Origin of the sequence: Pseudomonas sp. MD195_PC81_125 (genome assembly GCF_014060985.1) — a bacterium.
In the GTDB taxonomy this organism is placed as follows: domain Bacteria; phylum Pseudomonadota; class Gammaproteobacteria; order Pseudomonadales; family Pseudomonadaceae; genus Aquipseudomonas; species Aquipseudomonas parakoreensis.
Genome location: NZ_JABULD010000252.1, coordinates 23396 through 42260, shown reverse-complemented (window position 1 = coordinate 42260; position 18865 = coordinate 23396). Strand labels below are relative to the sequence as shown.

Genomic DNA, 18865 nt, shown 5'->3' with positions numbered 1-18865 from the left:
CTGCGTTTATCAAATTGCAGGCAATAAAAAACCGACCCTAAGGTCGGTTTTTTAATGACTACGTCGATTAAGCAGCTTCTTTCAGTGCCTTGACGTGGCCATTCAGACGGCTCTTATGACGAGCAGCCTTGTTCTTGTGGATGATGCCTTTATCGGCCATACGGTCGATAACTGGCACAGCCAGAACGTATGCAGCTTGAGCTTTTTCAGCGTCTTTTGCGTCGATGGCTTTAACTACATTCTTGATGTAGGTACGAACCATGGAACGCAGGCTGGCGTTGTGGCTGCGACGCTTCTCAGCCTGTTTTGCACGTTTTTTGGCGGAAGGTGAGTTGGCCACCGTCGAGCTCCTCGAAAGACTTTTTAGGAAATAGCAAACAAAATAGGCCGCGAATCATGCCGATGAAGAGAAGTCTTGTCAAGGGCGCTTGAAACGTTCCGCTAAGTGGTAGGTATAAAGAGGCGGGATATTTATTTCCGGCGCTTGACCTGTAAACTCGCGAGCTTTGGCTCTGTGCTGTTGCGGCGCGGAGTATCGCACAAGTGGGCGCATTGTTCGCCTGCTGTTTATCGACAGGCACTAATTTCCTCAATGAATCTGCTCAAATCGTTGGCCGCTGTCAGCTCTATCACGATGCTTTCCCGGATTCTGGGGTTCGTCCGTGACACGCTCATCGCTCGCACCTTCGGCGCCGGAATGGCGACGGACGCCTTTTTCATTGCCTTCAAATTGCCCAACCTGTTGCGACGAATCTTTGCCGAGGGGGCGTTCTCGCAGGCTTTCGTACCGATTCTGGCCGAATACAAAAGCCAAAAGGGCGAAGAGGCGACTCGCACCTTTATCGCTTACGTTTCCGGCCTGCTGACCCTGGTGCTGGCGCTGGTTACCGCGCTGGGGATGATCGCTGCACCGTGGGTAATCTGGGCCACGGCTCCGGGTTTTACCGACACGCCGGAAAAATTCCAGCTCACCTCTGATCTGTTGCGGGTGACGTTCCCTTATATATTGCTGATCTCCCTGTCATCGCTGGCCGGGGCGATTCTCAATACCTGGAACCGTTTTTCGGTGCCGGCCTTCGTGCCGACCCTGCTTAACGTCAGCATGATCGTGTTTTCGCTGTTCCTGACGCCCTATTTCGATCCGCCGGTGATGGCCCTCGGCTGGGCGGTGCTGGTCGGTGGTCTGGCGCAGTTGCTCTATCAACTGCCGCACCTGAAAAAGATCGGCATGCTGGTGCTGCCACGCCTGAACCTGCGTGATACCGGTGTCTGGCGAGTGATGAAACAGATGTTGCCGGCGATTATTGGCGTCTCGGTGAGTCAGATTTCGCTGATCATCAACACCATTTTCGCTTCGTTCCTGGTGGCCGGGTCGGTGTCGTGGATGTATTACGCTGACCGTTTGATGGAGCTGCCGTCCGGCGTGCTCGGTGTGGCGCTGGGCACGATTCTGCTGCCGACATTGGCCAAGACCTACGCGAGCAAGGATCGCCACGAGTATTCGCGGATCCTCGACTGGGGCCTGCGCCTGTGCTTTGTGCTGGTGCTGCCGTGTGCATTGGCGCTGGGGATTCTCGCCGAACCTCTGACCGTTTCCCTGTTCCAGTACGGGCAATTCAGCGCGTTCGATGCGTCCATGACCCAGCGTGCGCTGATTGCCTATTCTGTCGGTCTGCTGGGGATTATCGTGATCAAGGTGCTGGCGCCGGGCTTTTATGCGCAACAGAACATCCGCACCCCGGTGAAAATCGCAATCTTCACGCTGGTGTGCACGCAGTTGTTCAATCTGGTGTTGATCGGCCCGCTGGCTCACGCCGGTCTGGCGCTGGCGATCAGTGCCGGAGCCTGCCTCAATGCCGGGTTGCTGTTCTATCAACTGCGCAAGCAAAAGATGTATCAGCCGCAACCGGGCTGGTACATGTTCGGTTTCAAGCTGGTGGTAGCGGTAGCGGTGATGTCGGCAGTGCTGCTGCTGGGCATGCATTTCATGCCGGCCTGGGATCAGGGGCACATGCTGGAGCGCTTCCTGCGTCTGGGGGCGCTGGTGGTTGCTGGTGTGGTGGCGTATTTCGGTATGTTGCTGCTGCTCGGTTTCCGCCTGCGTGACTTCAATCGCAAGGCTTTGAGCTGAGGTTTCAGCCTTTAAATACGGGCGCGGGCCGGCAGTTTTGTCGGCTCGAGCACTTTGCGTTACGGTGTTGCCTGTCGTCGACCGTCGGGTGTGGTTATAATCGACCACTTTATGAGCAAGAAGCGCGTTATGCAGCTGGTTCGAGGCCTCCACAACTTGCGCCCCCAGCATCGGGGCTGCGTCGCCACTATTGGCAACTTTGACGGTGTTCACCGTGGTCACCAGGCTATCCTGGCCCGGCTGCGTGAGCGTGCGCTTGAGTTGGGCGTACCCAGCTGCGTGGTGATTTTCGAGCCGCAACCCCGGGAGTTCTTTGCCCCGGAGACCGCGCCGGCACGTCTGGCCCGCTTGCGCGACAAATTGCAGCTGCTGGCTGCCGAAGGTGTCGACCGGGTGTTGTGCCTGGCATTCAACCAGCGCCTGAGCAAGCTCAGCGCCAGTGAGTTCGTCGATACCATCCTGGTGGACGGCCTTGGCGTGCAGCATCTGGAAGTCGGCGACGATTTCCGCTTTGGCTGCGATCGCCTTGGCGATTTCGATTTTCTGCTGCAGGCTGGCCAGGTCCACGGTTTTACCGTGGAAGCCGCGCAAACCGTCGAGCTGGATGGCATTCGCGTCAGCAGCACCCAGGTGCGCAATGCGTTGGCCGCCGCCGATTTTGCCTTGGCCGAACGCTTGCTCGGCCGTCCTTACCGGATTGCCGGTCGCGTGCTGCATGGTCAGAAACTGGCCCGGCAACTGGGTACGCCCACTGCCAACATTCAACTCAAGCGTCGTCGCGTGCCGTTCACCGGGGTTTACCTGGTGGATGTGGACATCGACGGCAAGACCTGGCCAGGCGTCGCCAACATCGGCGTGCGGCCCACGGTCCAAGGTGACGGCAAAGCCCACCTTGAAGTTCATCTACTGGATTTTGCCGGCGATCTGTATGACCGGCGTCTGACGGTGGTTTTCCACCAAAAGCTGCGTGAAGAGCAGCGTTTCGCCTCCCTGGAGGCACTGAAAACGGCGATCAACGCGGATGTCGCCGCCGCCCGTGCACTAGCCGCACCTAGCGCCCATCGCTAATGAAGAGCCTTAAATGACCGACTATAAAGCCACGCTAAACCTTCCGGACACCGCCTTCCCAATGAAGGCCGGCCTGCCACAGCGCGAACCGCAGATTCTGCAGCGCTGGGACAGTATTGGCCTGTACGGAAAGTTGCGCGAGATTGGCAAGGATCGTCCGAAGTTCGTCCTGCACGACGGCCCTCCGTACGCCAACGGCACGATCCACATCGGTCACGCACTGAACAAGATTCTCAAGGACATGATCATCCGCTCGAAAACCCTGTCGGGTTTCGACGCGCCGTATGTTCCGGGTTGGGACTGCCATGGCCTGCCGATCGAGCACAAGGTTGAAGTGACCCACGGCAAGAACCTGGGCGCGGACAAGACCCGCGAGCTGTGCCGTGCCTACGCCACCGAGCAGATCGAAGGGCAGAAGACCGAGTTCATCCGTCTCGGCGTCCTCGGCGATTTCGCCAACCCGTACAAGACCATGGACTTCAAGAACGAGGCCGGTGAAATCCGCGCCCTCGCCGAAATCGTCAAGGGCGGTTTCGTGTTCAAGGGCCTCAAGCCGGTGAACTGGTGCTTCGATTGCGGTTCGGCACTGGCCGAAGCCGAAGTCGAGTACGAGAACAAGAAGTCCTCGACCATCGACGTGGCGTTCCCGATTGCCGATGAAGCCAAACTGGCCGCCGCGTTCGGTCTGCCGTCGCTGGGCAAGCCTGCTTCGATCGTGATCTGGACCACCACCCCGTGGACCATCCCGGCCAACCAGGCACTGAACGTTCATCCTGAGTTCAACTACGCGCTGGTGGATATCGGCGACAAGCTGCTGGTCCTGGCTGAAGAGCTGGTTGAATCCTGCCTGACCCGTTACGGCGTTGAAGGCACCGTACTGGCCACCGCGCCGGGTTCGGCGCTGGAACTGATCAACTTCCGCCACCCGTTCTACGACCGCCTGTCGCCGGTGTACCTGGCCGACTACGTCGAACTGGGCGCTGGCACCGGTGTGGTTCACTCCGCTCCGGCCTACGGTGTGGACGACTTCGTGACCTGCAAGAAATACGGCATGGTCAACGATGACATCCTCAACCCGGTGCAAAGCAACGGCGTGTACGTGCCGTCGCTGGAATTCTTCGGCGGCCAGTTCATCTGGAAGGCCAACCCGGCCATCGTCGACAAGCTGACCGAAGTCGGTGCGCTGATGCACACCACCGTCATCGAACACAGCTACATGCACTGCTGGCGCCACAAGACCCCGCTGATCTACCGCGCCACCGCGCAGTGGTTCATCGGCATGGACAAAGAACCTGTGTCCGGTGACACCCTGCGTCAGCGCTCGCTCAAAGCCATTGAAGACACCAAATTCGTGCCGGCCTGGGGCCAGGCGCGCCTGCACTCGATGATCGCCAACCGTCCGGACTGGTGCATCTCCCGCCAGCGCAACTGGGGCGTGCCGATCCCGTTCTTCCTGAACAAGGAAAGCGGCGAATTGCACCCACGCACCGTCGAACTGATGGAAGAAGTCGCCAAGCGCGTTGAAGTCGAAGGCATCGAAGCCTGGTTCAAACTCGACGCTGCCGAACTGCTGGGCGATGAAGCGCCGCTGTACGACAAGATCAGCGACACCCTCGACGTCTGGTTCGACTCGGGCACCACCCACTGGCACGTGCTGCGCGGTTCGCACCCGATGGGTCACGAGAACGGCCCGCGCGCCGACCTGTACCTGGAAGGTTCCGACCAGCACCGCGGCTGGTTCCACTCGTCGCTGCTGACCGGTTGCGCCATCGACAACCACGCGCCGTACCGCGAACTGCTGACCCACGGCTTCACCGTCGATGAGTCCGGCCGCAAGATGTCCAAATCGCTCGGCAACGTGATCGCGCCGCAGAAAAGTCAACGACACCCTGGGCGCCGACATCATGCGTCTGTGGGTCGCGTCGACCGACTACTCCGGCGAAATGGCGGTGTCCGAACAGATCCTGCAGCGCAGCGCGGACGCTTATCGTCGTATCCGTAACACCGCTCGCTTCCTGCTTTCGAACCTGACCGGTTTCAACCCGGCCACCGACCTGCTGCCGGCTGAAGACATGCTGGCGCTGGATCGCTGGGCGGTGGATCGCACGCTGCTGCTGCAACGCGAATTGCAAGAACACTACGGCGAATACCGTTTCTGGAACGTTTACTCGAAGATCCACAACTTCTGCGTGCAGGAACTGGGTGGCTTCTACCTCGACATCATCAAGGACCGCCAGTACACCACCGGCGCCGACAGCAAGGCCCGTCGCTCGTGCCAGACCGCGCTGTTCCACATCTCCGAAGCGCTGGTGCGCTGGATCGCGCCGATCCTCGCGTTCACCGCCGACGAGCTGTGGCAGTACCTGCCGGGCGAGCGCAACGAGTCGGTGATGCTCAACACCTGGTACGAAGGTCTGACCGAACTGCCGGAGGGCTTCGAGCTGGGTCGCGCCTATTGGGATCGCATCATGGAAGTGAAGGTGGCGGTCAACAAAGAAATGGAAATCCAGCGTGCGGCCAAAGCCGTCGGTGGCAACCTGCAAGCCGAAGTGACGCTGTTCGCCGAAGACGCGCTGAGCGCCGACCTGGCCAAGCTGAGCAACGAGCTGCGCTTTGTCCTGATCACCTCGACTGCCAGCGTGGCACCTTTCGTTCAGGCTCCTGCGGACGCGGTAGCCACCGAAGTCAGCGGCCTGAAGCTGAAGATCGTCAAATCGGCCTTCCCGAAATGCGCCCGTTGCTGGCACTGCCGCGAAGACGTTGGCGTGAACCCGGAGCATCCGGAAATCTGCGGCCGTTGCGTCGACAACATCGATGGCGCCGGCGAGGTTCGTCACTATGCCTAACGCCGTTGGCCGTTTCGGACGGCTGAGCTGGCTCTGGTTGAGCTTGCTGGTTCTGGTCATCGACCAGGCCAGCAAGTTCTACTTCGAAGGCAAGCTCGAAATGTTCCAGCAGATCGTGATCATTCCCGATTACTTCAGCTGGACCCTGGCCTACAACACCGGCGCGGCGTTCAGCTTCCTGGCTGACAGCTCCGGCTGGCAGCGCTGGCTGTTCGCCTTGATCGCGATCGTGGTCAGTGCGGTGCTGGTGGTCTGGCTCAAGCGTCTGGGCCGCAACGATACCTGGCTGGCCGTCGCTCTGGCGCTGGTGCTGGGCGGTGCGCTGGGCAATCTGTATGACCGCATTGCCCTGGGCCATGTGATCGACTTCATTCTGGTGCACTGGCAGAACCGCTGGTACTTCCCGGCATTCAACTTCGCCGACAGCGCTATCACCGTGGGTGCGGTGATGCTGGCACTGGACATGTTCAAATCGAAGAAAACCGGAGAAGCCGTTCATGACTGAACAGGTATTGGCTGAGCAACGCATCGGCCAGAACACGGAAGTCACTTTGCACTTTGCATTGCGCCTGGAGAACGGCGACACGGTCGACAGCACATTCGACAAAGCCCCGGCGACCTTCAAGGTCGGCGATGGCAACCTGCTGCCGGGTTTCGAAGCGGCATTGTTCGGCTTCAAGGCCGGCGACAAGCGTACGCTGACCGTTGAGCCGGAAAACGCCTTCGGCCAGCCGAACCCGCAAAACGTACAGATCATCTCGCGTTCGCAGTTTGTCGACATGGAACTGTCGCCGGGTTTGCTGGTGATCTTCAAGGATGCGGCCAATACTGAGCTGCCGGGTGTGGTGAAAGCGTTCGACGACGCGCAAGTGACCATCGACTTCAACCACCCGCTGTCAGGCAAGACGCTGACCTTTGACGTCGAGATTATCAACGTCAAAGCGATCTGAGTACACAGCAGAACCACTGTGGGAATGGGCTTTTGTGGTGAGGGGATTTATCCCCGATGGGGTGCGAAGCGGCCCCGAATCCGATCACCGCGATCCAGAGCCGGAAAGCGTTGACTGTTTTGACGATTGCTTCGCAATCGATCGGGGATAAATCCCCTCGCCACAACAGGCTCGCTCCCACAATGTCTTCAACCGTTTTCGCTATTTCTTGCGCGCAAGACACGAGGCACAGCATGCAAATCAAACTCGCCAACCCCCGTGGCTTCTGCGCCGGCGTGGACCGGGCGATCGAAATCGTCAATCGCGCCCTGGAAGTCTTCGGGCCGCCGATCTACGTGCGTCATGAAGTGGTGCACAACAAGTTCGTCGTCGAAGACCTGCGCAACCGTGGCGCGATCTTCGTCGAAGAACTGGATCAAGTGCCGGACGACGTCATCGTGATCTTCAGTGCCCACGGCGTTTCCCAGGCCGTGCGCAATGAAGCCGCCGGCCGTGGCCTGAAGGTATTCGACGCCACATGCCCGCTGGTGACCAAGGTGCACATCGAAGTCGCCAAGTACAGCCGCGATGGTCGTGAATGCATTCTGATCGGCCACGCTGGCCACCCGGAAGTCGAAGGCACCATGGGCCAGTACGACGCCAGCAATGGCGGCGCGATCTACCTCGTCGAAGACGAAAAAAGACGTGGCCGAACTGCAGGTGCGTAACCCGGAAAAACTGGCGTTCGTGACCCAGACCACCCTGTCGATGGACGACACCAGTCGGGTGATCGATGCCTTGCGCACACGTTTCCCGGCCATCGGTGGTCCGCGCAAGGACGACATCTGCTACGCCACGCAAAACCGTCAGGACGCGGTCAAGCAACTGGCTGACGAATGCGACGTGGTATTGGTGGTGGGTAGCCCGAACAGCTCCAACTCCAATCGCCTGCGTGAACTGGCCGAACGCATGGCCACGCCGGCCTACCTGATCGACGGCGCTGAAGACCTGCAGAAAAGCTGGTTCGATGGCGTTGAGCGCATCGGCATCACCGCCGGAGCCTCCGCGCCTGAAGTGTTGGTTCGCGGCGTGATCCAGCAGTTGCAGGCCTGGGGCGCGACGGGGGCCGATGAGCTGGCCGGCCGCGAAGAGAACATCACCTTCTCGATGCCGAAAGAGCTGCGCGTCCGCTCGATCTGACGTTCTTCGTCTTCAGGCACAGCGCCTGCTCAGCCTTTGCGCTGGTCAGGCGCACCCGACCGGTTGCCGCCAGCACTACCTGGAGTTGGCTGACCGGCTCGCGCGCCGAGCAGATATGTAGCGTTCCCGCCTGAAACGCCCGCCCGGGCATCAGCGGTTGTCCCAGACTGCTGAAACGCACATAACGACTCACCGCCCAATTGCCGGCGATCGGTATTCGTCCGTCACTCGCCTGCTCCACCAGCAGCGGATTGCTGCTGTCCTGCGGCCCCTTGCCGTTGAGATCCAGAATGATCCGCCAGCCCTGACTCCAGTCGCCACCGATGCCATGGATTACCACACTCTGATTGCGGGTGATGGCCAGGGTGCGGGCGTTGCGAATGCCCTCGAGCAGCGACCGCGCTGCCTGCTCGCGATGAGTCGCCTCGGTGAAGGCGGCGAACGCCGGACTGACCAGTGACAGAACAATTGCGCCAATCGCCAGTCCCATAAGCAATTCGATCAGGCTGAAACCCTGTTGCGGCATGACGACTCCCTCCTTGGAGCATGAAGCCCGGCACGATCCTTTTCGCCGGGCAGGGCAAATCAACCGACGCAGGCCGGTTGAATGTTCTAGTTTGTAGAAGCAGGTATAGCCGACGGCAACGGAGGGCATCGATGGATCATCGTACAAAAGGTTTCACGCTGCCCGAGTTGTTGGCTGCGGTCGCCGTGATGGTGATCCTCATCACCCTGGCGGTGCCGGGTTTCACCCGCTCGATCCAGAGCAGCAAGGCCGATACGGAAATGGGCGACCTGCAGCGTGCCATCAATTTTGCGCGGCTGGAGGCGATTGATCGCGGCGTGACCACACGCTTGCGCCCGAGCGCCGGCGGCAGCGTGTGGACCGGCGAATTGTCGGTCTACGACGGTACTGGCACTGCGGCCAATGTATTGCGGGTTGTTCCAGCGATGAGCAGCGGCGCGACTCTGACGCTACCCTCAGGAGTGTCCGCACTGGATTTCAATAATCTGGGTGGCCTGGCGGCGCCGTCGACAGCGGTGGCCATCAGTTACGTGCTGGGAACGCAAAGCAGGACGCTGAACGTGTGTCTGAACGGACGAATTCAATCGGGTGGAAGTTGCGGATGAGGGCAGGGAGCACACAGGCACAGGAGGGCATGTCGCTGATCGAAGTGCTGGTCGCGTTGCTGATTCTGACGGTCGGGATATTGGGCGCAGCCGCCGTGCAGCTCAATGCGCTCAAATACACCGACAGTTCACGGATGACCAGTCAGGCCAGCTTTATCGCCTACGACATGATGGACCGCATCCGCGCCAACGCTGCTGCCGACTACACGGTGACGCCGCCGACCTCGGGCAATCTCGGCGTGGCCCGCGATCAGGATCTTTACGACTTCACCACCAACATCGTGAATTTCGGCGGGCCCACCGCCACGGGCACGATCACCCTCAATCAGCGGGTGTACACCATCACCATCAACTGGAATGACTCGCGGGCCGCGAATGCCACCGGTACCACACGCAGCTTCGTTCTGACCAGTCGCGCCACGGTCGACCCGGTGGCCACGCCATGAAGCATGATCAGCGAGGGTTCGGCCTGATCGAAATGCTCATCGCGTTGGCGCTTGGGCTGATCATCGTACTGGGGGTGGTGCAGACGTTCCTTGCAGCCAAAAACACTTACGTCAGCCAGAACACCGCCGCTGCGATGCAAGAAGACGCGCGTTTTGTCCTGAGCAAGATGATCCAGGAACTGCGCATGGTCGGCATGTTTGGCTGCCTGGGCACGATTACTGACGCGAGTTCGGCAGGGGATTTCTACGCGGCGCAGGTCACGCCGATCAACTGGGACAACAGCAACCTCAAGCTGACCCTGGTCACCGCCGATGTTGGCGGCAGTGGCGGCACTCCGACCTGGACGGTGCTCTCCGATTGCCGCAACAGCGCCACGGCTTATACCGGGTTGCGGGCGGCGGCGAGCGGGCAGATCGCCTTTCCGATCCGCCGCTTGATCTACAGCTTCAGCAACAACCAGATTCTCATGGGCAGCGGCAGCGGCACCCCGACCCAACAGGTGCTGGTGAATAACGTCAGTGCCTTTAATGTGACCTTCGGCCTGGCCGCGTCCGCCACTGACGTCGCGGCTTCCTCTTACAGCGCCAACCCCAGTGATCCGGCGCGTATCCGCAGTGTGCGCCTGAGCCTGACCCTCACCGACCCGAGCAATCGGGTGGCCAATCAAACCTTCAACGTGGTTGCCGCATTGCGCAACCGCTTGCAGTGAGGATCGGGCCGATGAAGACAAGCTTCAACCAGCGGCAAACCCAGCGCGGAATGGCGCTGCTGGTCAGTCTGGTGTTCCTGTTGCTGTTGACCTTGATCGGGCTGTCCTCGATGCAGAGCGCCAACCTGCAGGAGAAAATGGCCGGCAGCGTCAGCCTGCGCAATCAGTCGTTCCAGACCGCCGAGGCCGCGCTGCGTATCGGCGAGAGTGCGGTGCAACTCGACAGCTACTCGCTGGCGGTGTGTGCCAATACCACGCAGTGTGCGCCGCCAGCAGAGTCCTCGGTGGTCAGTGCGGCGGGGCTCAATTCGACTTCCGGCGTCACGTGGATCGCAGCCGGTAACGGCTTTTATGGTGTACAGAACATCGGTACCACTCTGACGGCGGTCAACGTGCCGAGCAACACGTCGGCGACCCTGTATCGGGTCACTGCGGTCGGTATCGCTGGCACTTCGCGCAGTGTAGTGGAGAGTGTCTATGCGAAGTATTGAGCGCTGCCGGACACTGTTGACCGGCATGCTGCTGGGCTTGTATCTGGCGGCGCCGGCGTATGCGTTCACGCCGTCCGATTCGCCACTCTTGAGCGCAGCGGCGGTGCCGCCCAACGTGATGTTGCTGATCGACGATTCCGGCAGTATGAACAGCATCATTTACGCGGCAGGATTCGACCCGAACGTCACGCGCACCCCGGCCCGGCAGTGCAATGCGTTCCTTGGCCTGTGTTCGGCATTGAATGCGCCCGCGATTACCGGCGATCCGGTGTTTTTATCGAGCCTGCCGACATCCGGCTGTTCCGGCGGCGCCTTCGCCTTTTACAACAACAGCATTGCACCGCTGTGCCTGAAACTGCCTGATCCGGTGGGCGGCGGCAATACGCGCTACACGGGGGATTACATTTCTTATGTGGTCAGTCTGGCGATCAACAACGGCACCCGCGACTTCACCACCGGGGCGATTCCCAACGACTACCGGATCAACGTCGCGCGCAACGTGTCCACCGCCCTGGTCACCAGCAACCGTAACTTGCGCATGGGCCTGTCGACCTTCAACCCGGTCACCAACAACAATCCCGGGAATGGTGGCTACATTGCCCGCGCCATCAGCGACCTGTCTCCGGTGTCCGGCAGCGTGACCCAGGCGCAGGCCGACACCAACTACAATGCGCTGATTTCCTCGATCAACGCTTTAGGTGCCGTGGCCAACACGCCGCTGGCGGAAACCTACTACGAAATCACCCGCTACATGCGCGGCATGGCGCCGTACTACAACAGCACGCCGACGACTTACACCAGTCCAATCCAGTACCGCTGCCAGAAAAACTACGGCGTGGTCATCACCGACGGTCTGCCGACTTACGACCGCACCTTCCCGAGCAACGATCCGTTGGGCGGCAGTCGTCTGCCGAACTGGGACGGCGTTAACAATGACGGCAACAACCCCAATGGCGATAACGAGGGTGATACGCTGTATCTGGATGACATTGCCAAGTTTGCGTTCGACATCGACATGCGTTCGACGGGGACCGACGCTGCCGGCAAAAGCTGGAACGCGGTGGATTTTCCCAAGCAGAACATGAATACCTATACCGTAGGTTTTACCGCCGACAACGACATGCTCTCGGACGCAGCCAGCTACGGGCAGGGCCGCTATTATCAGGCGACCGACAGCACCGGTCTCAACACCGCGTTGTCTTCGGCGTTGAGCGATATCACCTCCAAGGCCGGCTCCGGCGGCGCGGGAGTCACCAGCGGCACCACGCTGGCCAGTAGCACCAGTTATTTCCAGACCAGCTACGACCCCAAGGACTGGCGCGGCACGATCAAGTCATTCGGCTTCACTTCGGCGGGCGCGGTGAACACCTCGACGGCCCTGTGGACCACCGATACCACCATTGTCCCGGGCGCGACCGCACCGACCTATCAATCGTGGAACACCAGCAGCAACGCCGCCGTGACGCTGGCCTACGGCAACTTTTCCGCGTCCCAACAGACGGCGCTCAGCCAGAGCCTGCCCACCGGCATCAGCGGCAGCGATCTGGTGGAGTGGAGCAAGGGCACCAACAAGACCGGGCTCAAGGTGCGCAGCGTATTGCTCGGCGACATCATCAACTCGCCACTGGTGCTGGCTTCGCCCAGTGATAAAACCGCCTCCGACCTGTCGGGCGACACCACTTACACCACGTACCTGACCACCAAGGCAGCGAACATGAATTCGAGTCTGGTGGTGAACGCCAACGACGGCTTCGTCAACGTGATCAACTCGGCCAACGGCACTCGACGTTATGCCTACATGCCGTCCAGCGTGTTGCCATCCCTGCGGCTGATTGCCGATCCGGCGTACATCAATGGCGTCAGCCACAAATTTCTGGTGGACGGTCAGGTCGGTGTGTATGACGCGCAAATCAACAGCGCCTGGAAAACCCTGGCCATCGGCGGCACCGGTGCTGGCGGCAAGACTTTCTACGCGCTGCAACTGTTTGACGCGTCTGCGGGCAATGTGCTCAATGCCTTGTGGGAAGTCAGCGCACCCGCCACAGCGAACACAGCCAACGCATTTAATGATCTGGGTTATGCCTACGCGCGCCCGGAAGTGGCACGCTTGGCCGATGGTCGCTGGGCGGCGTTCATTGCCAATGGTTATGGCAGCAACTCCGGAGTGGCGGCTTTGTATGTGCTGGATGTGCGTGACGGTTCGTTGATCAAGAAGATCGTCATCGACAGCACCGAGACCACCAATGGTCTGTCGTCGGTCAAGCTCAAGGTCAATTCTTCGAACGTGGTGCAGGCCGCCTACGGCGGTGATTTGAAAGGGCGCCTGTGGAAATTCGATCTGAGCGCGACGTCGACCGACAGCTGGGGCGTGGCGTTTTCCGGCAAACCACTGTTCACCACGGCGGGCGGGGCGACTCAGCCGATCACCGCGCAGCCGCTGCTGGCGGACAATTCGCTGGGGGGCAAACAGATCTTCGTCGGCACCGGCAAATTCAACGAGACCGCCGACAAGACCAACAAGGATTTGCAGGCGTTCTACTCAGTGTGGGATGCCGACGGCGGTTCCGGACAGTTGACGGTCAGCAGCCTGCAGGCGCAGGCGGTGACCGGCGTGTTCTCCGGCAGCACCGGACAGTTCATCACCACCAGCCAGAACGACACGACCTATCCGGGGGAGAAGGGCTGGTATCTGCCTTTGGTGTACAACAATGTGCTGACCGGCGAGCGGGTGATCAATCAGGCCAGTCTGGTGCTCGGACGCATCGTGTTTACCACCGCCAGTGTCGACACCACGGACCCTTGTGCCAGTTTCGGTACCGGCAAACTGGTCGAACTCGATGCGTTCAGCGGTAAGATGCTCAACTACGCGGTGCTCGACACCAATTCCGATGGCGTGGTCGACAGCAACGACACGATTTCCAGTGGCGTGGTTTTCACCGGCGGGATTCCGACCCTGAACGCCATCGTCAACGGCGGGACTCGCAAGCTCGTCAACGATTCCAGTGGCACCGTGACCACGCTGGTGGAAAAATCCGGTGGCGGCAGCCGTCGTATCATGTGGCGACAAATACAGTAAGTGAGAGTTTGAGGCATGCGCAGATTCAACCGGGGCTTCACCCTGATCGAAATCATGATCGTGATTGCGATCATCGGGATCATCATCACCATCGCCGCACCGAGCTACACCGAGTACCTGAAAAAGGGCCGGCGCGCCGAAGTGGTGTCGCTGCTTTCGGAACAGGCGCAGATCCTCGAGCGCTTCTACACCAAAAACAACGTCTACACCGGTATCACCGGTCTGAGCACGGGCAATGATTTTTACACCATCACCCCGACGATCGCCGACCAGACTTTCCTGCTGACCGCCACCCGCAAGGCCGGTACGACCATGGCGACCGACAAGTGCGGGGATTTCACCCTGACCAACACCGGCGTCAGAAGCATGAACAACGCTACCACCGGGCTGACCACCAAGGATTGCTGGGGCCGCTGAGGTAACTTCTTACGGGCGCCTCTTTGCGCCCGCTGTCTTCATTACGGTTGGATCAAACATGACCAGGCAACAGCAAGTGGTGATTGTCGGTGGCGGGGTGATTGGCCTGCTGACCGCCTACAACCTCGCCTCCGAAGTGCGCAGCGTGGTGCTGCTGGATCGCTCGAACGTCGGCCAGGAATCGTCTTGGGCCGGTGGCGGCATCGTTTCCCCGCTGTACCCGTGGCGCTACAGCCCGGCCGTCACTGCGCTGGCGCATTGGTCGCAGGATTTTTATCCACAGCTGGGCGAGCGGCTGTTTGCCGATACCGGGGTTGATCCCGAAGTGCACACCACCGGCCTGTACTGGCTGGATCTGGAAGATGAAACCGAAGCACTGGCCTGGGCCGAGCGGGAAAACCGTCCGCTGCGGGCTGTGGATATCTCGGCGGTGCACGACGCGGTGCCGGTGCTGGGTGGCGGATTCGCCCGGGCGATCTACATGGCCGATGTGGCCAACGTCAGAAACCCACGGCTGGTGAAGTCGCTGAAAGCGGCGTTGCTGGGGCTGCCGAACGTGACGATTCACGAACAATGCGAAGTCAGCGGGTTTGTTCGCGAAGGCGAGCGAGTGATTGGCGTCGAGACGTCCAAGGGCCTGATCCGCGGCGAGCAGATCGTGCTGACGGCCGGGGCATGGAGCGGTGATCTGCTCAAGACATTGGATCTGACGCTGCCGGTGGAGCCGGTCAAGGGCCAGATGATTCTCTACAAGTGTGCAGCGGATTTCCTGCCGAGCATGGTGCTGGCCAAGGGACGTTATGCGATTCCACGTCGCGACGGGCACATTCTGATCGGCAGTACGCTGGAGCACGAAGGCTTCGACAAGACCCCGACCAAGGTCGCGCTGGAGAGCCTCAAGGCTTCGGCAGTCGAATTGCTGCCGGCGCTGGCGGAGGCCGAAGTGGTGGGGCATTGGGCCGGTTTGCGACCGGGTTCGCCGGAGGGGATTCCGTATATCGGCCGGGTACCGGGGTTTGAGGGTTTGTGGCTGAACTGTGGGCATTACCGCAACGGCCTGGTGCTGGCGCCGGCGTCTTGTCAGTTGTTTGCCGATGTGATGCTCGGGCGTACGCCGATTATCGATCCGGCGCCGTATGCGCCTGAAGGTCGTATTTAAGGCAAAAGCAAAAGATCGCAGCCTGCTGCAGCTCCTGCATTGGAATGCATTTCCTGTAGGAGCTGCCGCAGGCTGCGATCTTTTAACGAATCAATCCAGCCCGAGTTTCTTCAGCCGATAGCGCATCGAGCGAAATGACAGACTCAAGCGCTGCGCTGCTGCCGTGCGATTCCAGCGGGTTTCCTCCAGCGCCTGCAGGATCAGCTTGCGCTCGACGTTCTCCAGATAATCCTCAAGGTTGTCGATCCGGGTAAGATCGGCGATGCCGCCCTCAACCGCACAATTACCTTCGCTGAGCCGTAAGTCCGCCGCCTCGATCAACTGGTTTTCACACAGCGTGTGCGCCCGTTCGAGGACGTTTTCCAGCTCTCGCACATTCCCCGGGAAGCGGTAGCTCTTCAGCGCCTCAAGCGCCTGTGGATGCAGGCGGGCCGCCGCTCGACCGCTGCCTGCCGCCAGGCGCTGGAGCATGTGCGCAGCCAATACCTGGATGTCATCGCGCCGTTCGCGCAGGGACGGCACGCGCAGTTCGATCACGTTCAAGCGGTAATACAGGTCCTGGCGAAAGCGCCCGGCGGCGACCTCGGCCTCGAGATCCTTGTGGGTAGCACAGAGAATGCGCACATCGACCACCGCTTCCTGCTGGCCGCCGACACTGCGCACGGCTTTCTCTTGAATTGCCCGCAGCAGTTTGACCTGCATCGCCAGCGGCAGGTCCGCCACCTCGTCGAGAAACAGGGTGCCGCCGTGCGCGGCCTGGAACAGCCCGGGCTTGTCCTCGACCGCGCCGGTAAAGCTGCCCTTGCGATGGCCGAAAAACTCGCTTTCCATCAGCTCGGACGGAATCGCCCCGCAATTGACCGGCACAAACTGCTTGCTGGCGCGCGGTCCCTGTTCGTGGATCAGCCGTGCGACCAGTTCTTTGCCGCTGCCCGATTCTCCGCTGATGTAGACCGGCGCCTGACTGCGCGCCAGCTTGTCGATCTGTTTGCGCAGATCGCGCATGGGCAGCGAGTCGCCGAGCAGGCGTCGGTCTATCGACGTGCCGGCGCCGCCCACCGCCGGCATGCGCAACGCGGTACTGACCAGTTCACGCAAGCGCGTCAGATCAACTGGCTTGGTGAGGAAGTCGAAGGCGCCAGCCTTCAACGCGTTGATCGCGGTTTCCAGACTGCCATAGGCGGTGATCATCGCCACTGGCAGTTGTGGATGACGTTGCTGAATGTGCTGCACCAGGTCCAGCCCACTGCCGTCGGGCAGGCGCATGTCGGTCAGGCACAGGTCGAACGCATTGCGTTGCAACAGCGCCTGGGCTTCGCCGAGGTTGCGTGCGCTGAAGGTGTCGAGTTTCATCCGTCCCAGGGTGATTTCCAGGAGTTCGCGGATATCCGGCTCGTCGTCGACGATGAGGATTTTTTGCCGTGGGCTCGTGTTCAACTTTGTTTCCGTCCGTGAGCAAAGGTGATGCGAAAGCAGCCGCCGCCTTGGCGTGGTTTGAAGTCTAGGCGCGCCTGATTGCTTTCGCACAGCTCACGGGACAGATAAAGCCCAAGACCGGTGCCCTGGCTGCTGGTGGTGAAGAAGGGTTCGAACAGATGCGGTTGTTGATCCAGCGGCACACCGGGGCCATTGTCCTGGACTTCAAGCACCGCCAGCTGGCTCTCGGGGTCGATGAACAGCGCCAGCCAGACCTCGGCCTGCTCGTGTAGCAGGGCGCTGTGGCGCCAGCCGTTACGTAACAGATTGTCGAGAATCTGCGTGAGCTGATCCGGATCCATCAACGTGATGAAGTCCCCGGAATTGATCCGCAAATGAATCGACTGCCGCTCGCTCGCCTGTTCGCGGCTCTCGGCAACGAAGTGCTCCAGCCATGGCTTGAGATCCAGGCGCTGAGGGGCGCTCTGCTGGCGGCGCGACAGTTGCAGGACGTTTTCGATGACTCGGTTCATGCGCTGGGAGTGGTCTTGAATGATCTGCGTCAGACGCCGATCCGCACCATCGAGTTCCTCGGACTCGCCCAGCAGCTGCGCGGCGTGACTGATGGCGCCCAGTGGATTGCGGATTTCATGGGAGATGCCGGCGGTCAGACGCCCGAGCGCGGCGAGCTTGAGTTGCTGGGCCTGCTGCGCAACTTGCGCCAGATCTTCGAGGAACACCAGGGTTTGCTGGTTGGGGCTCTGATCGAGGGCGATGAAGTTCGGTTGCAGTTCCAGGCCGTTGCCGGGAATCTTCAGGCTCTGCGGGCGCAGGGTCGGGTTGCTCAGCCACAGTTGCAGGCGCTCGACCAATGCCGGCGAATAGTCGCTGATCAAATGGCCTTCAAGATGCGACTGGGCCAGCAGGGTCTTCGCACTGTGGTTGGCCAGCTGTACCCGACGCTGCTCGTCGAGCACCAGGATGCCGGTGCGCATGCGTTGCAGAATCAGAGCGTTGAGGGCTTCAAGGCTGGTGACTTCGCTGGCGCGCTGTTCGGCGAGATTTTCGCTGACTTCCAGGCGCCGGATCAGGCCCTGGACCAGCAGCGATGCGGCAAAACACAAGGCGCCCAAGGTTCCGGCTTGCAGATAGTCATTGGCGCTCAGGGGATGGCTCAGGCTCAGCAGGAAGCTTGAGCCGACAATGCCAAGTGCGCCGATGGCGGCAATCAGCAGGCCAATGCGCCGGCGCAGCAAGGTGTTGCTGATCGCCACCGAGACAATCAGCAGGTTGCCGATCGCGCTGGCCACCCCGCCCGCCGCGTAGAACAAACCGCACAGCAGCAGCACATCCACCAGCGCCAGACTGAACAGCTGCGAGGGCCGCCGGGTATTTTCCAGAAACACCACCAGCAGGATGTTCAGCACCAGATACAACCAGCTGCCACTGCGCAGCAGATCGTCGTCGGCCGACGTCAGCAGGCGATTGTCCATATTGCTGGAGATCAGCAGCACCAGCGTGATGCCGACGCTCAAACGGTAAAGATGATAAAGGCGCAGCAGGCGCTGCGCCTGTTTACGGTCGGCGTTGGCGGCCTCAGCGATCACTGGCGCCCGGGCCTTGCTCAAGATGAGCCTGGCTGCAATACCATTGTTGCTGAAGGTTCAGTGCACGGTCGCGGGGCAGATGCACGCCGCAGTGGGCGCAGCGCACCATCGGTGCGGCGTCTTGCTCGCGGGGCGATTGAGCAGACGAGGCGGGCGCCTTGAATTTGCGCCACAGCCATACCGCGGCGAAAATCAGGACAATCCAGAACAGTAAACGAAGCATGATGGGCGGCTTTTC

The 18865-nt window shown here is 60.6% G+C and carries 16 protein-coding genes and 2 pseudogenes; 13 read left to right on the top strand and 5 right to left on the bottom strand.

Annotation, left to right across the window (positions count from 1 at the left end):
• Nucleotides 1-67: 67 nt before the first annotated feature.
• Nucleotides 68-340, bottom strand: coding sequence for a 30S ribosomal protein S20 (gene rpsT, locus HT737_RS10965; RefSeq protein ID WP_003228351.1), 273 nt, complete (start codon nucleotides 338-340; stop codon nucleotides 68-70).
• A 252-nt stretch (nucleotides 341-592) separates the two neighbouring features.
• Here rpsT and murJ point away from each other — a divergent pair, with 252 nt between their 5' ends.
• The 6 genes and pseudogenes from murJ (at nucleotide 593) to ispH (ending at nucleotide 8174) form a co-directional block, all read left to right on the top strand.
• On the top strand, nucleotides 593-2131 hold the full coding sequence (gene murJ, locus HT737_RS10960) for a murein biosynthesis integral membrane protein MurJ (RefSeq protein WP_095668282.1): 1539 nt from the start codon (nucleotides 593-595) through the stop codon (nucleotides 2129-2131).
• A gap of 129 nt (nucleotides 2132-2260) precedes the next feature.
• Nucleotides 2261-3199: a bifunctional riboflavin kinase/FAD synthetase gene (gene ribF / locus HT737_RS10955; protein ID WP_003228347.1), complete on the top strand. Its 939-nt coding sequence runs from the start codon at nucleotides 2261-2263 to the stop codon at nucleotides 3197-3199.
• A 13-nt stretch (nucleotides 3200-3212) separates the two neighbouring features.
• Nucleotides 3213-6045 (top strand): annotated as a pseudogene (gene ileS, locus HT737_RS10950) (isoleucine--tRNA ligase).
• Complete coding sequence (gene lspA / locus HT737_RS10945; RefSeq protein WP_007963824.1) at nucleotides 6038-6550, top strand: signal peptidase II; 513 nt, start codon at nucleotides 6038-6040, stop codon at nucleotides 6548-6550. The pseudogene ileS and the gene lspA overlap by 8 nt, the downstream one beginning before the upstream one ends.
• Before the next feature lie 7 nt (nucleotides 6551-6557).
• Entirely contained in the window at nucleotides 6558-6995 is a 438-nt protein-coding gene (gene fkpB / locus HT737_RS10940) for an FKBP-type peptidyl-prolyl cis-trans isomerase (protein WP_179295010.1), read from the top strand.
• A gap of 233 nt (nucleotides 6996-7228) precedes the next feature.
• Nucleotides 7229-8174: pseudogene (ispH, locus tag HT737_RS10935) on the top strand (4-hydroxy-3-methylbut-2-enyl diphosphate reductase).
• Here ispH and HT737_RS10930 read toward each other — a convergent pair.
• Complete coding sequence (locus tag HT737_RS10930; protein ID WP_182402534.1) at nucleotides 8131-8700, bottom strand: GspH/FimT family protein; 570 nt, start codon at nucleotides 8698-8700, stop codon at nucleotides 8131-8133. The pseudogene ispH and the gene HT737_RS10930 sit on opposite strands and share 44 nt — an antisense overlap.
• 131 nt (nucleotides 8701-8831) lie before the next feature.
• Between HT737_RS10930 and HT737_RS10925 the strand changes: the two genes are divergently transcribed.
• The 7 genes from HT737_RS10925 to thiO are packed head-to-tail and all read left to right on the top strand — an operon-like array spanning nucleotide 8832 to nucleotide 15604.
• Nucleotides 8832-9305, top strand: coding sequence for a GspH/FimT family pseudopilin (locus HT737_RS10925; protein ID WP_095668286.1), 474 nt, complete (start codon nucleotides 8832-8834; stop codon nucleotides 9303-9305).
• Nucleotides 9302-9751, top strand: coding sequence for a type IV pilus modification protein PilV (pilV, locus tag HT737_RS10920; RefSeq protein WP_041065314.1), 450 nt, complete (start codon nucleotides 9302-9304; stop codon nucleotides 9749-9751). Before HT737_RS10925 ends, pilV begins: the two co-directional genes overlap by 4 nt.
• Nucleotides 9748-10461 carry a PilW family protein gene (locus HT737_RS10915; RefSeq protein ID WP_047296646.1) on the top strand — a complete coding sequence of 238 codons (714 nt, stop codon included), beginning with the start codon at nucleotides 9748-9750 and terminating at the stop codon, nucleotides 10459-10461. The genes pilV and HT737_RS10915 overlap by 4 nt, the downstream gene beginning before the upstream one ends.
• 11 nt (nucleotides 10462-10472) lie before the next feature.
• Nucleotides 10473-10952 (top strand): PilX N-terminal domain-containing pilus assembly protein, encoded by a 480-nt coding sequence (locus HT737_RS10910; RefSeq protein WP_182402532.1) that lies wholly within the window; start codon nucleotides 10473-10475, stop codon nucleotides 10950-10952.
• The gene (locus HT737_RS10905) at nucleotides 10939-14028 is read left to right on the top strand and encodes a pilus assembly protein (RefSeq protein ID WP_182402529.1); all 3090 of its coding nucleotides are present in this window, start codon (nucleotides 10939-10941) and stop codon (nucleotides 14026-14028) included. Before HT737_RS10910 ends, HT737_RS10905 begins: the two co-directional genes overlap by 14 nt.
• A gap of 15 nt (nucleotides 14029-14043) precedes the next feature.
• Complete coding sequence (locus tag HT737_RS10900) at nucleotides 14044-14445, top strand: type IV pilin protein (RefSeq protein WP_041065326.1); 402 nt, start codon at nucleotides 14044-14046, stop codon at nucleotides 14443-14445.
• 58 nt (nucleotides 14446-14503) lie between these two features.
• Nucleotides 14504-15604, top strand: coding sequence for a glycine oxidase ThiO (gene thiO / locus HT737_RS10895; RefSeq protein WP_182402527.1), 1101 nt, complete (start codon nucleotides 14504-14506; stop codon nucleotides 15602-15604).
• A gap of 90 nt (nucleotides 15605-15694) precedes the next feature.
• On the opposite strand, the gene HT737_RS10890 is transcribed toward thiO, so the two are convergent.
• From HT737_RS10890 to HT737_RS10880, 3 genes are read right to left on the bottom strand one after another with little or no spacing between them, the layout of a single operon-like run.
• Nucleotides 15695-17041: a sigma-54 dependent transcriptional regulator gene (locus HT737_RS10890; RefSeq protein ID WP_131671592.1), complete on the bottom strand. Its 1347-nt coding sequence runs from the start codon at nucleotides 17039-17041 to the stop codon at nucleotides 15695-15697.
• Complete coding sequence (locus HT737_RS10885; RefSeq protein ID WP_047296636.1) at nucleotides 17038-18627, bottom strand: PAS domain-containing sensor histidine kinase; 1590 nt, start codon at nucleotides 18625-18627, stop codon at nucleotides 17038-17040. The genes HT737_RS10890 and HT737_RS10885 overlap by 4 nt, the downstream gene beginning before the upstream one ends.
• A complete protein-coding gene (locus tag HT737_RS10880; protein WP_027612810.1) occupies nucleotides 18617-18850 on the bottom strand; it encodes a PP0621 family protein in 234 nt (77 codons plus the stop codon). Before HT737_RS10880 ends, HT737_RS10885 begins: the two co-directional genes overlap by 11 nt.
• Nucleotides 18851-18865 lie beyond the last annotated feature (15 nt).